The sequence below is a fragment of the Streptomyces sp. NPDC059785 genome (assembly GCF_042732375.1).
Taxonomy (GTDB): Bacteria; Actinomycetota; Actinomycetes; order Streptomycetales; family Streptomycetaceae; genus Streptomyces.
Map to the genome: position 1 here is coordinate 1 of NZ_JBHWHV010000070.1, position 14,653 is coordinate 14,653.

Annotated in this window: 6 protein-coding genes and 2 pseudogenes; 4 read left to right on the forward strand and 4 right to left on the reverse strand. The window is 70.6% G+C overall.

Going from position 1 to position 14,653, the window contains the following annotated elements; genetic code table 11:
- Positions 1–489 precede the first annotated feature (489 nt).
- A complete protein-coding gene (locus ACFV6E_RS36340; protein WP_385467518.1) occupies positions 490–1,758 on the forward strand; it encodes an MFS transporter in 1,269 nt (422 codons plus the stop codon).
- Between the two features lie 48 nt (positions 1,759–1,806).
- Here the strand turns inward: ACFV6E_RS36340 and ACFV6E_RS36345 are convergent.
- Positions 1,807–2,094: pseudogene (locus ACFV6E_RS36345) on the reverse strand (DUF6192 family protein); the annotation flags it as partial.
- Between ACFV6E_RS36345 and ACFV6E_RS36350 the strand changes: the two are divergent.
- Entirely contained in the window at positions 2,008–4,899 is a 2,892-nt protein-coding gene (locus ACFV6E_RS36350; RefSeq protein WP_385467521.1) for a BTAD domain-containing putative transcriptional regulator, read from the forward strand. The pseudogene ACFV6E_RS36345 and the gene ACFV6E_RS36350 sit on opposite strands and share 87 nt — an antisense overlap.
- 849 nt (positions 4,900–5,748) lie before the next feature.
- Here ACFV6E_RS36350 and ACFV6E_RS36355 read toward each other — a convergent pair.
- Positions 5,749–8,688 (reverse strand): glycosyl hydrolase, encoded by a 2,940-nt coding sequence (locus ACFV6E_RS36355; RefSeq protein ID WP_385467524.1) that lies wholly within the window; start codon positions 8,686–8,688, stop codon positions 5,749–5,751.
- An 800-nt stretch (positions 8,689–9,488) separates the two neighbouring features.
- Between ACFV6E_RS36355 and ACFV6E_RS36360 the strand changes: the two genes are divergently transcribed.
- On the forward strand, positions 9,489–12,050 hold the full coding sequence (locus ACFV6E_RS36360; RefSeq protein ID WP_385467527.1) for a glycoside hydrolase family 3 protein: 2,562 nt from the start codon (positions 9,489–9,491) through the stop codon (positions 12,048–12,050).
- 222 nt (positions 12,051–12,272) lie between these two features.
- Positions 12,273–12,422 (forward strand): annotated as a pseudogene (locus ACFV6E_RS36365) (preprotein translocase subunit YajC); the annotation flags it as partial.
- Between the two features lie 60 nt (positions 12,423–12,482).
- On the opposite strand, the gene ACFV6E_RS36370 reads toward ACFV6E_RS36365, so the two are convergent.
- Positions 12,483–13,508, reverse strand: a complete 1,026-nt coding sequence (locus ACFV6E_RS36370) for a LacI family DNA-binding transcriptional regulator (RefSeq protein WP_385467530.1) — start codon at positions 13,506–13,508, stop codon at positions 12,483–12,485.
- A 24-nt stretch (positions 13,509–13,532) separates the two neighbouring features.
- A complete protein-coding gene (locus tag ACFV6E_RS36375) occupies positions 13,533–14,573 on the reverse strand; it encodes a LacI family DNA-binding transcriptional regulator (protein WP_385467532.1) in 1,041 nt (346 codons plus the stop codon).
- Positions 14,574–14,653 lie beyond the last annotated feature (80 nt).

The window sequence follows — 14,653 nt, forward strand, 5'->3', positions numbered from 1 at the left end:
GCCTCCGGGCGGACCGCAGTCCATTACTCGACTCAGCGCTCGACGCAGCGCTCGAAGATGGACGAGGTACCGGCGGCCTGGGCGGCCGACTCCTCGTCGACGGTGACGGTGACGATCTGGATGTCGAGTTCGAACTCGGACATGATTCCTCCTGAATCGAAAAGTGAATACAGCGTGAAAGCAGCCGGAACCCCGGGCGGAGATCAATTACCTACTCCTGTGGGTTTCTGGCCGCCGTAGCGGACCGCCGAAAAGGAAGACTGTCAGGTACTCCCGACGGCTCACGTCGATTCGGTCCACCGATTTCCGGTCGGCCGGCCGTTCCGAAGTGAGTCCCGCTGATGGGAGCTACGGCTCGGAGGGCGTGGCGAGTTCAATCGATCTCACGACAGCGTTGAATCGCCCCTATATTGTACAATTCTGACGCTATGTCGGGCGGTGCGTCCGCCTATACCGGTAGCTGCGCACGGTGGGCGGACCGGTAGTACAGTGTCAGCGAATTGTTTCTCCGCGCCCTGTCCGGATCTTGCCTCGGGAGTTCCCGCGAACGTCAAAGAATTGCTTCGCGAGCGGCGCTTCGCGTTGCTGGTCGGGGCCCGCTCCACCTCCATAACGGGGAATTCCCTCGGACGCATCGCGCTGACTTTCGGGATCCTGTCGATCCCCGGCGCGACGGTGCGGAGCGTGGCCTTGATACTGATCGTCCAGACCATTTCGCAAATCGCCCTGGTGCTCTTCGGCGGGGTACTCGCGGACCGATTCCCGCGGGCCCGCCTGATGGTGGCCGCGGACCTGGTGTCGGCGCTGGCCTACACGTTCCTCACGGTGGCGACGGCGCTCGCGCTGCCGGTTCCGCTGCTGGCTCTCGGCGCCGTCCCGGCCGGGGCGGCCACCGCCGTGTTCGCTCCCGCGATGAGCGGCCTGCTGCCCGAGTGCGTGCCGCCCGGGGCGCTGCAGTCGGCCAATGCCGTGATGCAGGTCACCCGGCGGGGAGCGGACCTGCTGGGCACCGCGCTCGGCGGCGTTCTGGTGGCGCTGGTCGACGCCCCGGCGGTGCTGGCGCTGAACGCGGTGTCCTTCGTCGCCAGCGCGGGCCTGACCGCCGCCATGCGGCTCGGCCGCGACAGCAGGGCCCGGGCCGCCGGCGTGCTGGCCGATCTGCGGGACGGCTGGCGCGACTTCACCGCACTCCGCTGGGTGTGGTCCACGGTGGCCGCGTTCTCGGTGGCCACCGCCGCGCTCAGCCTGGGGCAGAGCGCGCTCGGGCCGGCCCTGGCCCAAGCGCGCTGGGACGGGGCGCGGTCCTGGTCCCTGGTGCTGGCCGCCGAGGCGATCGGCATGATCTGCGGCGGTGGCCTGTCCGCCCGGATCAGGTTCCGGTACCCGCTGCGGACCGGTGTGCTCTTCTCGATCGGGCTGGCCCTGCCGATGGCGGCCCTGGGCACCGGCGCACCGCTCTGGCTGACCGTCCTCGCGGCCCTGTTCGCGGGTGTCTGCACCGACATCTTCGGGGTGCTGTGGACCACCACCCTGCAGCGCGAGGTTCCGGCCGACTCGCTCTCGCGGATCAGCTCCTACGACTGGCTGGGCAGCATGGCACTGGCCCCGCTCGGCCTGGCCCTGGCCGGTCCGCTCACCTCGGCGCTGGGAACCGAGGCCGCCACGCTGGTCTGCGCGGCGGCCGTAGTGCTCACCTCTGCCGCCGCGCTGCTGGTCCGCGACACCTGGCGCCTGACCGGGCCGCAGCCCGCCCCATGAGCCGGACACGACGGCCCGCGGGCCCGTACAAGCCGGCCTGGCGCCGTGCGGCGTCCACTGCCTCGCTCCGGTGCGTGGGATGAACGACGCGTCTTCGATCGCCGCCCATCGCTCCTCCTCGTCCTCGACCGAGACTAGGATCCGGTGCACCGTGAACGAGAGCCCCTCCTTGCGCCGCTCTTCGGGCCATCGGTCGGCTGAACCGTTCAGGGCTTCGGAGGCGAATCTCCCAGGGAGGATGTCGGTTCGGTGGGCGAGCGGTTGCGGTTCTCGGTTCTGGGGCCGGTCAGGGCATGGCGCGGTGAGGCCGAGATCGAGCTCGGCCCGCCCCAGCAGCGAGCGGTACTGGCCGCCTTGCTGCTGGCGGAGGGTGCGCAGGTGTTGTCGAGCGGCCTGGTCGACGCGGTCTGGGGGACAGAGACGCCGGCTACCGCGCTCGGTGTTCTGCGGACCTACGTCCACCGGCTGCGGAAGGCGCTGGAGCCCACCGGGGACGTCGCGTCCTCCGTGATCCGTTCGACAGGGGACGGCTATCAGCTGCGCCTCTCGCCGGACGCGCTGGACCTCGTAGTCTTCCGGGACCTGCTTGACCAAGCTGAGCAGGCGCGACGTGCGGGAGACGCCGAGAGTGCGGCGCAACACCTGCGGGACGGGCTCGGCCTGTGGCGAGGAACGGCCCTGTCCGGTGTCCAGGGCGCGTATGCGCAGACCCAGCGGCAGCGACTCGGGGAGCTGCGGCTGTCCGCGGAGGCGACTCGCGTCACGGCCGAACTCGACCTCGGCTTTCACGCGGAGGCGGTGGTGAAGCTGACCGGACTGGTCGCCGAGCATCCGTTGGACGAGCGGTTCCGGGAGCTGCTGATGCTCGCCCTGTACCGGTCGGGGCGGCAGGCGGAGGCCCTCACCAGCTACCGCGAGGCGCAGACTGTTCTGGTGGACGAGCTGGGGGTCGATCCCGGCCCGGCAATGCAGGCGATGTACCAGCGCATTCTGCGGGCCGATGCCGGGCTCCTCACGCTGCCGACTCCGGCCGCACCCGTACCCGCCGGTGTTCCCACCTCCTTGCCTGTCGAGGCCCCCTTACCCATACCTGCCCAACTGCCCGCAAAACTGCCGGTGTTCGTGGGCAGAGCCGCTGAACTGGCTGAGGTGGCCCGGTTGCCGTCGGACGGCACGGTGGTGGTCAGCGCCATCGCGGGCATGGCAGGTGTCGGCAAGACCACTTTCGCCGTGCACTGGGCGCGGCAGGTCGCCGACCGTTTCCCGGACGGCCAGCTGTATCTGAATCTGCGCGGCTTCGACCCGGCGGGTCTACCGGTTTCGCCGGAGCACGCCCTGCGAACCCTGCTGGAGTCGCTGAGCACCGACGTGCGCGGGCTCCCGCAGGACGTCGACGCCCTGGTCGGCCTGTACCGTACCCAGCTCGCCGGCAAGCGCGTGCTGGTGCTGCTGGACAACGCCCGCGACGCCGCGCAGGTACGCCCCCTGCTGCCCGCGGCGCCCGGCTGCCTGGCCATCGTCACCAGCCGCAACCGGCTCGCCGGCCTCGTCGCCGTCGACGGCGCCCACCCTTTGAACCTCGACGTGCTCTCCGTGCCCGAAGCCCGTGAACTGCTCGCCCGGCGTCTTGGGCCCGCCCGAGTCCAGGCCGAACCGGACGCCGTCGCAGAAATCATCGCCCGCTGCGCCCAGTTGCCACTCGCCCTCGCGGTCACCGCCGCCCGCGCGGCGATCCGGTCCGCTTTCCCCCTGTCGGCGATCGCGGCGGAACTCAGCGACAGCGCCGACCGTCTCGATGCCTTCCACGACGGCGACACCGCCGCGGACGTACGCGCTGTCTTCTCCTGGTCCTACCATGCCCTCACCCCCGATGCCGCCCGCCTGTTCCGGCTGCTGGCCCTGCACCCCGGCCCCGACATCACCCTGCCCGCCGCCGCGAGCCTGGCCGGTCTCACTCTTCCCCACACCCGCCAACTGCTGTCCGAACTCATCCAGGGCCACCTCGTGGACGAACCGGTTCCCGGCCGCTACGCCTCGCACGACCTGTTGCGCGCCTACGCCACGGGACTCGTCGACGTCACCGACCCGGTCCAGGAGACACAGGCGGCCCGGCACCGCATGCTCGACCACTACCTGCACACCGCCCACGAGGCTTTCGCGTTGACCACATCACGTGTACTGATTCCCCTGGCGACCCGGGCCGAGGGGGTGAGTGCCGAGGGATTCGCGGGAAACACCGCGAAGGCCACGGCCTGGTTCGGTGCCGAGCTGCCGGTCATGCTCGCGGTCGTCGAACAGGCCGCCGCGCACCGGTTCGACGTCCACACCTGGCAACTCACCTGGGTCATGGGGCACGATCTCCACTGGCGTGGCCTGTGGCGGGAGCAGGAGGCCGTGCACCACACCGCCATGGAGGCGGCACGCAGACTGGGAGACCCGGCCGCACAGGCGCATGTCCACTACGGCCTCACCCTCGCCACGGGAAATACCGGCCGCATCGCCGAAGCCCACGCCCACGCCGAGAAGGCCGTCGAACTGTTCACCGCATCGGGTGACATCGAAGCCTGCGCCGAGGCGTATCTCATGGTTGCCTGGGTGGGGGAGCGCCGGAGTGATCCGGAGGCCGCGCTCCGCGCCTCGAGGCGATTCCTCGAACTCCTTCGAGCTGCGGACGCCCGTCGTACCGACCGACGCCGCAGCCGGATGGCGATGGCGACCGCGCTCAACGCGGTCGGCTGGTCCCACACCCTGCTCGGACAGCACCAGCAGGCCCTCGACCACTGTCGACAGGCGCTGACACTGCAACAGGAACTCGGTGACGACATCAACGCGGCGCACACATGGGACAGCATCGGTCACGCCCACCACCACCTCGGCCAGTATGAGCAAGCCGTCACGGCATATCGCAACGCCCTCACCCTCTACCAACAGTCCGGCGGCGTTCCCTGGATGATGGCCGGATCGCTCAAGCGCCTAGGAGACACCAGTTTGACGGCCGGTCACCCGGACGAGGCCCGCGCCGCGTGGAAAGAAGGGCTGGACATCCTGGAGGGCATCGGCCATGCGGACGCCGGGCCCCTTCGCGACAGGCTGCGCCGACTCGATGAACCGAGCGGCCCTCCACCCAGCGCTTCTGCGTAGCCTTGAAGTGGGCGGGTCGCCGGAAAAAGCATGGACAAGAACATTTCGCCCGAGGGGCACCGGAAGGTCTTCGCTTCGTCTGCTCGGCTCACGAGCTGGTCATGACTCAGGACATGTGCGCCCCTGCGGGGCAGCAGCTTCGGGTGCCTTGTGACTTCCCTCTGTACTGTGAAGGTAGTTTCGCTATGCGGGTCGGTGTGTCCTCGCCGTCGGGCCATTCGGCCAGCAGGTGCGCCTGGGGCAGGACGCCGTCCCAGCGGCCGTGCCCGGCCACCGCGGCCGCCCGGGCCAGCCGGCGCGGACGCTCCCCGGCCGGCCGCACGCACTCCACTTCATATGCGTCCGCAGCCCTCAACATGCTCTTGATCAGCACGAACGGAAACACCCAACGGAGTCCTACTAGCCGCCACGTCGAAGCTCCCCGAGTACGTGCTCCAAGCCGCCGAGCGGCTGGACGCCGACGGGGTCACGGCGGCCGGCGTTGGGCCGGCTCCCACCGGCATCGTCCGGTTCACGGTGGACGGTGCCGAGTGCGGCAGGCCCGTACGCCTGCATGGTGGCCCGGCGGCGACGATCAAGCTCCGGCGCCTTTGTGGTCCTACGCATGAGGTTGTCGCCACGTACTTCGGTGACGCTCCGCACGAGGGCAGCCGTGACAGCGTGACCGGCTGACCCGGCTGACCCGTCGGGAGTGCCTTGGCCGAGGCATTCCCGCCCTGTGGTTGTCCGTCGCGCTCGGCCACCCTCAGGAAAGCCGGCCCCGGAGGAGCGGCGAGCGAGACGGGTGGCTCGAGCGCCTCGGTGCCGAGGCGACCCCGCGCAGGTGGTGAGCCTGCTCGGGTCTCGATGTCATCCGGGGACGAGAGCCCAGGACTGCTGGTCGTTGACGAAGGAGGCCGACGTTCCGGCCAGCTCCCGGGCGTCGGACGAGCCGTTGTAGGTGTCGAAGGTCGACTGGAGCGCCGTCCCTCGCGCCTTGTTGATCAGCCGGTAGTAACCGTCGGACGTCTTTTCGATGCGCCACAACTGGTCGTCGGAGCCGGAGTTCGGTGCGACCGCGATCCGGCGGTTGCCGGTTCCCGACGGGTAGGCATCCGCTGTCGTCGTCAGTCGCAGCCCCGGATCGCCGGCATTGACGACCGCGTAGTATCCGCCGTCGGCCTCGGTGAGGTTCCAGCGCTGCTGGTCCCACCCCCACGACGTGGGGGTGACGGCGGCGTTCAGGGCGCCGCTGTCGTCGTACGACTCGCCCGTCGCGTGCACGGCGAGCGTGGGCTGGGCCTTGTTGACGAGCCGGAACCGACCGGTGGGGCCGACAGGTCCGGTGGCGGCGTAGGCGCTGCCGTGGCTGGTGAGCCCGCCGTCAGTGCCGTAGAGCGTGGAGTACCGGCAGGTGGTGGTCTTGGCGCAGTCGTCGGCGAACCAGGCGTACCGCTCGACGTACGGCAGGCTTTCCAGCAGCGGGACCACCTTCTGGATGAAGCCGTCCGCCTTCGCTTGGGTGGGGGTGCCGTACATCTCCTTCCAGCCCGACGTGTCGACAGTGCCGATCTCGGTCAGCCAGATGGGCTTGTGCCACTTGTTCCAGGCGTCGGCCAGGATGCCGCGTACCTCCTCCAGTGCGCCGGGGTTGGTCCAGTCCGGATACAGGTGCAGGGCGATGAAGTCGACGCGGTAGCCGCGCTCCTCGGCGCCGTCCATGAAGTCGTCCAGCCAGCCGCTCCAGTAGTTCGCGGGCGCCGGACTGCCCAGGCGCAGGCCGGTGGACTGCAGGGCGGGCCAGGCGTCGAGAGCCTGCTCGACCGTCATGTTCGCCTGGTCGCCGAGGTCGGGTTCGTTGAAGCCGAGTACGGAGGTGTAGTCGCCGTTCGCGGCGCCGGCGGTCAGGGTCCGCACGGTGTCGTCGCTCAAAGCGGCACTGTTCCAGGCCATCGGCACGTACTCCGCGGCGCCCGCCTTCGCGCCGGACGCCGACCAGTTGTAGTACCAGGTACTGCCGAGCGCCGCGAGCTTCGCCGCGTCACCGGTCGAGGTGATGGCGGCGACGCCCTTCTTGCCGGTGGTCGTGATGGTCGTCCCGCCCGCGTAGTCGACGACGTACGCGGTGTCTCCGGACGCGGTCACCGCGGCGCCGGCGCCGTTGATGACGTGGCCGATGCCGCCGCTGCCCGCGAGGAACACGGTGACCATGTCGTGCAGCGCGACACCGGAGGTTTCCGGTACCTCGACGGCTCGCTCCGCGCGCACGGGTTGTCCCTTGTTGAAGTAGGAGTACACGCCCAGCCCCCAGGCCTCGTGCCGGGTGACCGAGTCGCCGACCTTGTACGAGGCATAGCCGTCGGAGGAGGCCGAACTCATCCAGTCGGCCTGGGACGGCGGGTCGTAGGGCAACTCGCTCTGGTAGAAGACCGTGCGGCCGTCCTGTCCGTTCCACACGACCTGGTGCTTCTGGTAGTGCTCGACGAAGAGACCGAGGGCGGTGACGCGGTCCCCGTTGACCGTGACGCCGGTCGACGCGGGATTCGTCGTCCAGCCCGCTCCGGCCCCGTGGTCCGCGCGCCAGGCCCAGACGTCGTCCAGCAGTACGTCGTTGCTGTTGACCAGCAGGCTGTTGGTGGCCCTGCCCGCCGTGGCGCCGCCGACGCGGAAGAACACATCCTGCACCGACGTGGGGTTCGCCGTGTGCCGTACCGATGACTTGTCGGCCGACCCGATGCGGACCAGGTCGGCCGAGTTCTGGGTTCCGGCGTCGACCAGGAGGCCGGCGAGGCGTACCCCGTCGACGTCACCGACCCGCACGGCGGAGTTCCCGGCCGTCGGCACGAGGGTGGGGAAGCCGAGGCCCAGGACCACCGTGCCGGCGCGGGAGACGTCGAGCGGCCGCGACAGCCGGTACACGCCGGGTGTCATGAGCAGGTTCTTGCCCGCGGCCAGTTGGGCGTTGAGGATGGTGGCGGTGTCCGACGGCTTGGCGACGTAGAAGGAGCTCAACGGGAGCGAGGTCCCGGGCGTGTCGCCCGACGACCAGGTGGTGCCGGACGACGACGACCGGGCCGAGGGTGCGAAGACGGAGTAGTTCCCGGCGCTGTCGACGGTCAGGTAGGGCTTCTCCCGGCTGACCGGCGTGGTGTCCAGCGTGGTCATCTGCGGATCGGGGAACGACTGCGGAGGTGCTCCGGACACGCCGGAGAAGACCTCGTTCCAGACCGATCCGGTCCACGCTCCGATGACGCTGTCGCGGGTGTAGTACTGCTGCTGGGTCGTCGCGTCGACGGTGCCGTCGACCTCGGTGTCGGCGATGAACCCCCCGCTGGCATAGGCGTAGTCGGCCGTGTGCAGGTCGAGGTCGCCCCGCACATGCACGCGTCTGAGCGGAGCGGCCTGTGACACCGCCCACCGGTTGGTGCCGCCGGACGGTGCGACGGACAGGTTCTCCGCCGAGCGCCAGAAGTTGGTCAGGGCGTCGTCGCGGCCCTCGACGCGTACCGCGCCGTTGATCGTGACGTCGTCGGGGGACGCGCCCAGGCCCGCGACGGAGGTGTAGTAGCCGAGGTTGACGTCGACGGAGTACTCACCGGGCTCGAAGAGGAAGGCATAGCGCTCGGTGCCGAACTCGTTGTCCTTCTGGAGGCTGTAGACGGCGTCGATCTTCGCCTGGACAGCCGCGTCGGACATCGACGGATCGAACACCGTGACACTGGTGCCGAAGTCCGGCGCGGCGGCCTGCGCGGGCGCGGCGGACACAGCGGTGAGCAGAGAGCCGAACAGTGCGGAGACGGTGAGCAGCACGCCTCGCGTTCGGACGCGGCGCCGCTGAAGGGGGTGTGTTCGGAATACTGCCGGTGGGGGGCCTGCGGGCGGTGCGGTCATGGGCTGAACCCTTCGGGCGGAGCGGGACGGGGAGACGCGTCCATGCGGACGGTCTGAGTGAAACGTTTCAATCGACTGGCGCGGGACGGGGAGTGGAGTGCGGCGATGCGCCAGGGATGGCGGGGCGGGGTGCGGTGGGTTGACTGTCGGATCCCGTGCCGCGACCGGTGGTCGGTCGGTTACGGCTTCGGCGCGGCCCATCGTCAAAGGGGTGGCGGAGTGTGTCAACACCTGTGACGGCGGCGCGTGGGGAAAGTTCGGCGGCGCGGGGCTGTTGATGCCACGTTGCGTCGTTTTGGTCGCTGTGCGGCGCGGGCGTCGGCGACTCCCGGTTCGGTCCCGTGCGCCGCCGGACGCCCAGGGTGATGAGTAACGGTCTACACCGCTCGGGGTAAGGGGCCGAGCGACCGTTGCGCGGCGTTCGGGTTTCTTCCTTGTTTCGCACGGAGTCTTGACGCCATGTCGCCCCGAGCGCACTGTGGTGCGCACCTCAACTTTGAAGAACGTTACACAAGTTGGTTCATCCGTCCCGCCGGAGGGGTTCGGTCACCCCGCCAGGGCGGCCACCGGCTGCCGCGCACCAGCTGAGCGCACTGGCTGCCGCGCACCGGCTGCCGCGCGCCTCCGGTCGGCACGGGAACGCCCCGCCGAGCCGGCACACCGTCGCCGCCCCGACTCCCTCCTCCACACGCCCCGTTCCACCACAAGGAGAACTCCACGTGAACCACCCCAGAGGCCTGTCCCGGCGCGAAGTCGTGGCCGTGTCCGTCGCCGCCCTCGGCGGGGCCGCGGTCCTGACCACCGGCGTCCCCGTCGCCGCGGCGGCGCCCCGGACACCCGCCACCGGCACCGCGGCCAAACAGGGATGGCTCGACCGCGGCCGGTCCGCGTCCAGGCGTGCCGAGGCGCTGTTGGCGGCCATGACCTTCGAGGAGCAGGTCACCCTGGTCACTGCCGTGGACCCGGAGGACTTCGAGCCGCTGAAGCACCTCGGCATACCCGCGATGACCAGGGTGGACGCCTCCGACGGGCTGCGCGGCGACACGGGCGTGACCGCCTTCCCGGCTCCCAACGCGCTCGCCGCCACCTTCGACGCCGGCCTCGCGCGGGAGTACGGGGCGGCGATCGGCACCGAGGCGCGCGGCAAGGGCTGGAACGTGCTGCTCGGCCCCACCCTCGACATAGACCGCGATCCGCGCAACGGCCGCGAGTGCGAGGCGTACGGCGAGGACCCGCTGGTCAGCGGCGTCATCGCAGCCGCGGTCGTCCAGGGTTTCCAGAGCAGGAACGTCATCGCCCAGCTGAAGCACTTCACCGTCTACAACCAGGAGAGTGCCCGCAACTACCTGGACGTGCAGGTCTCCGAGCGGGCGCTGCGCGAGGTGTACTACCCGGCGTTCGAACATGCCATCCGTGAGGGCGGCGCGCTGTCGGTCATGGGTTCCTATCCCAAGGTCAACGGCGTGTTCTGCTGCCAGAACGCCCACATCGTCACCGCCCTGAAACAGGACTTGGGCCTCGAGGGATATCTCGGCACCGACTTCTACCCGCAGGGCGACCGGGTGGAGTCCTTCAAGGCGGGCGTCGACTCCGGGGCGCTGATCCCGGACACCCCGAAAGAGGCGTTCACCGACGGCCGCATCCCCGAGGAGCGCACCCGGGACGCCGCCCGCCGTATCCTCTACGCCCTGTTCGCCTCCGGCGCCTTCGACCATCCGCTGCCCGACGCCCCGGCGGACACGGTGACCACCGGCGCCCATCAGCGGCTCGCCCGTGAGACGGGGGAGCAGGCCACCGTACTGCTGAAGAACGCGGGCGGGGTGCTGCCGTTGTCGAAGCGGCGGACCGTGGCGGTGATCGGCCCGGCGGGCAAGGACGCCATCACCGGTGTCGAGGGCTCCTCCTATGTGGACCCCGGTGATTTCACGACCGCCCTGGAAGCCGTCCGTGCCAAGGCCGGGGCGGACCGGGTCCTGTTCTCGCAGGGGAGCCTCGGTGACGTCGCCCTGCCGCTGATTCCGTCGGACGTCCTCACTGCCCCGGACGGCGCGGCCGGCCTGCGCGCCGAGTTCTTCGCCGGGGAGGACTTCGCGGGTGAGCCCCTCGCCACCGCCGTGACGTCCACGGTCGACTTCCGCTCGGGCGATCCCGTCGACGGACTGCCGGCGAAGTGGTCGGCCCGCTGGACCGGCACCATCACGCCGCCCGTCACCGGCTGGGTGCGCTTCGCGGCCCTGCTGTCCGGAGCCGCGAAGGTCGTCGTCGACGGCACCACCGTCTTCTCCGGGTCGCGGTACCTGTGGGACTCCTTCATCGGGCCCCATGAGTCGGCCATCGGCGGCGTCGTGAAACTCGACGGAGGCGAACCGCTCGACATCGCCGTCGAGTACAGCACGAAGGACGCCGGCGACCGGGGACCTAGCATGAAGCTGGGCTGGCAGCCCGAGTCCCTCATCCCCGCCGCCGTCGAGACCGCCGCGCGTGCCGACGTCGCCGTGGTGTTCGTCAACAACTACACCGGCGAGGCCATCGACCGGGACGGCCTCTCCCTGCCCGGCGACCAGGACCGGCTCATCGAGGAGGTGGCCGCCGCCAATCCCCGTACGGTCGTGGTCCTCAACACCTCAGGACCGATGCTCATGCCGTGGCTGAGCCGGGTGAAGGGTGTCCTCCAGGCCTGGTACCAGGGCGCCGCGACCGGGACCGCCCTCGCGAACGTCCTCTACGGCGACGCCGAGCCGGGCGGCCGCCTCCCGGTCACCTTCCCCGCCGACGAGGAGCAGGGACCCGCCCGTTACACCGGCAGCAAGAGCGACGGAGCCGGCGGCACCATCGTCTACGACGAGGGCGTCCACGTCGGCTACAAGTGGTACGTCAAGCACGGCGAGAAGCCCCTGTTCCCGTTCGGACACGGTCTCTCCTACACCTCGTTCGGCCAGAGCCGGCTGCGCGTGCGCGACCTGTCCGGCACTGCCGACGTGGCCGAGGTGAGCGTGGAGGTGCGCAACACGGGCGGGCGCACCGGCTCGCACGTCGTCCAGGTCTACGTAGGTCACCTGCCGACCAGCACGGACACCCCAGCCCGGAAACTGGCGGGTTTCACCAAGGTGACGCTGAAGCCGGGGGAGCGGCGCGCCGTCACCGTCACCGTGCCCCGGCGCGCGGTGTCCTACTGGGACGAGGCCCGGAGCCGCTGGGCGACCCCAGTAGGCAAGGTACCGGTCTACGTGGGCGGTTCGGTCGCGGAGGCCGAGCACGCGGGCATCATCACCGTGCGGTGATGCCGGTGCCGCGGGCGGGCGGATACCTCAACCCCACCTGCCCGCGGTGCGGACCGTGCCGCCGGGCGATGTCCGGCAGTGGGCGGCGGAGGGCCGTTCGCGCACCGCGCGCCGGCACCGGCTCCGCGGCGCAGGCCCTGGTCGGCGTCCTGTGCGAGTACGTGGCTTGCTCGCGTTGCCCGCCCCGCTCGCCTGCTTCTTCCAGGTGCGCCCGGACGCAAGGTGGCGCGCGCCCTCACCGCGCTGTGGGACGCACTGCGCCCGGGTGACCGCGTGGTCACCTGCCGCGGAGTCCACGCCACGGTCACCGCGCTCACGGACAGTTCCGTGACCCTGGAGGTCCAGCCCGGGGTCAGTCACCACTGCGACCGGGACGCCGTCGTACGACTGGTCGAGCACGCGGCGCCGAGCGGACAGCACCGATCCGCCGTGTCAGGGCCCGCACGGGGAACCGGTGGAGGCCCGCACCACCAGTTCGGGCTCCAGCAGGGTCTGTTCGTGCCGGTGGCCGGCCAGTTCCCCGGTGGTCTCCGCCAGGAGTCTGGCGGCGGCCGTGGCTCCCATGGCCGCCGCCGGTCTGCGTACGGAGGTCAGCGGCACGACGGCCGACGCCGCGTGGTCGATGTCGTCGTACCCGACCACGGCCAGGTTCCTGGGAACGCGTAACCCGGCTTCGTAGACGGTCTGCATGAGGCCGAGCGCGAGCAGGTCGTTGGCGCAGAAGACGGCGGTCGGACGCCCGGGCATGCCCAGCAGCCGGCCGCCGGCGTCCCGGCCCGCGGCGACGGTCAGCTCCGGGCAGCCGAGGTCGCGCACCCCGTGGAGCGGTACGCGGGCCTCGGTGAAGGCCCGCGCGATGCCGGCCCGTCGTTCCCGGACCTGCCGCAGCGACGCGGGACCCGTGACATGGACGAAGGTGCGGTGTCCCGATCCGAGCAGATGGCGGGCGGCCAGGTAGCCGCCGAGGACGTCGTCGACGGCGACGGAGCAGGCGTCCTCGGCGGCGGCACGGTGATCGGCCAGCACGAGGGGAACCCCGTTGCGCCGCAGGGCGTCGACCGCGGCTCCGCCCGGATCGGTCGGTGCCAGCACCGCGCCCCTGACCTGATGCTCGGTCAGCATGCCCAGCAGGCGCAGCTCCTCGGCGGCGTCGCGTGCACTGTTGCACACCAGCACGCCGAGTCCCGCGCCGCGGATCCGCTCCTCGGCGCCGCGGACGAGAGCGCTGTAGAACGGGTTGGCGAGGTCCGGGACGAGGACGGCGACGAGGCGGGACGTGCCACCGCGCAGTCCGCGCGCCTGTTCGCTCCGTACGTAACCGAGCCGGTCGATGACCGCCTGGATGCGGGCGTGGGTGGACGGGGCGACCAGGTGTGGTCGGTTGAGCACGTTGGAGACCGTGCCGAGCGACACGCCGGCCTCGCGGGCCACGTCCGCCATGCCCACTCTGCGCTTCACACGGTCCACGGGGCGCGCACCCGGCTACGAGAGGGGTGCCGACGTGCTGCGCCGGGCGACCAGCCGCGGCGTCATGGTGGTCTGCACGGCGTGCTCGCGGCGGCCCTCGACGCGTTCGATCAGCAGCCGGGCCGCGGTGCCGCCCATGTCGTGTCCGGCCTGGTCGACGCTGGTCAGCCGCACGGTGGCGAGGTCGGCGAGCGTGGTGTTGTTGTAGCCGGCCAGGGAGACGTCCTCGGGTACGCGCAGGCCGAGTTCGTGCGCCGCCCGCCAGACACCGAGGGCGGCGACGTCGGCGCCGGCCATGATCGCGGTGGGGCGGTCCTCGCCGCTCAGCAGGCTCATTCCGGCCTTGTAGCCGCCGTCGTCGGAGTAGGCGGCGCGGCAGACGCGGGTGTGCTCGGACAGGCCGTGCCGTTCCATCGCCTCGGTGTAACCGTTGCTGAGCACGATCTCCGGAGTGCGGGTCCACTTGCTGGACCGGGTGCCGGGCGCCGAGACGAGGGCGATGTTGCGGTGGCCGAGCGCGACGAGATGGTCCACCACGAGTCCGGCGCCCACTCCGTCGGCGTCGACGACGGAGTCGTGCAGCTCCGAGGGGTCATGGTGGCCGATGACGACCGTGGGCGTCGACTGAGCCGTGGTCAGGACCTCGGTCCGCGGCGTCCCCGGAGCGATCAGGATCAGCCCGTCCATCTGCCGGTCGACCATGGACCGCGTCGTCCTGCTCTGCGCGGCGGCGCCGAAGCCGGCGGCGCCGATCAGCACGGTGTACTCGCTGTCGTGCAGTTCGTCGCGGATTCCGTCGAGGATGTCGGCGAAGAAGGTGTTCCGGATGTTGTCCAGCAGGACGCCGATCGTGTACGTCCGCCCGCGCATGCCCCTGGCGGCGGCGTGCGGCCGGTAGTCGAGTTCGGTGATGGCCGCCTGGACCTTCTCCCGCATCGCGGCGCTCACCCCGTAGGCGTTGCGCAGGACCTTGGAGACCGCCGCGGTGGACACGCCCGCGTGCCGCGCCACGTCGGTGATGGTGACGCGTTTGTCCCGCCGAGCGTCCTGCCGCATACCGAAGCTCCCTGGATCGACTTAGCTCATCGATTCTGCTCATCGACTCGGTGCACCGGCTTCCGTGTACCGGCTCCGTG

Bases quoted from the DNA above. Each gene is read 5' to 3' on its own strand.
- ACFV6E_RS36375 (WP_385467532.1), bottom strand. From the start codon at position 14,573: ATGCGGCAGGACGCTCGGCGGGACAAACGCGTCACCATCACCGACGTG.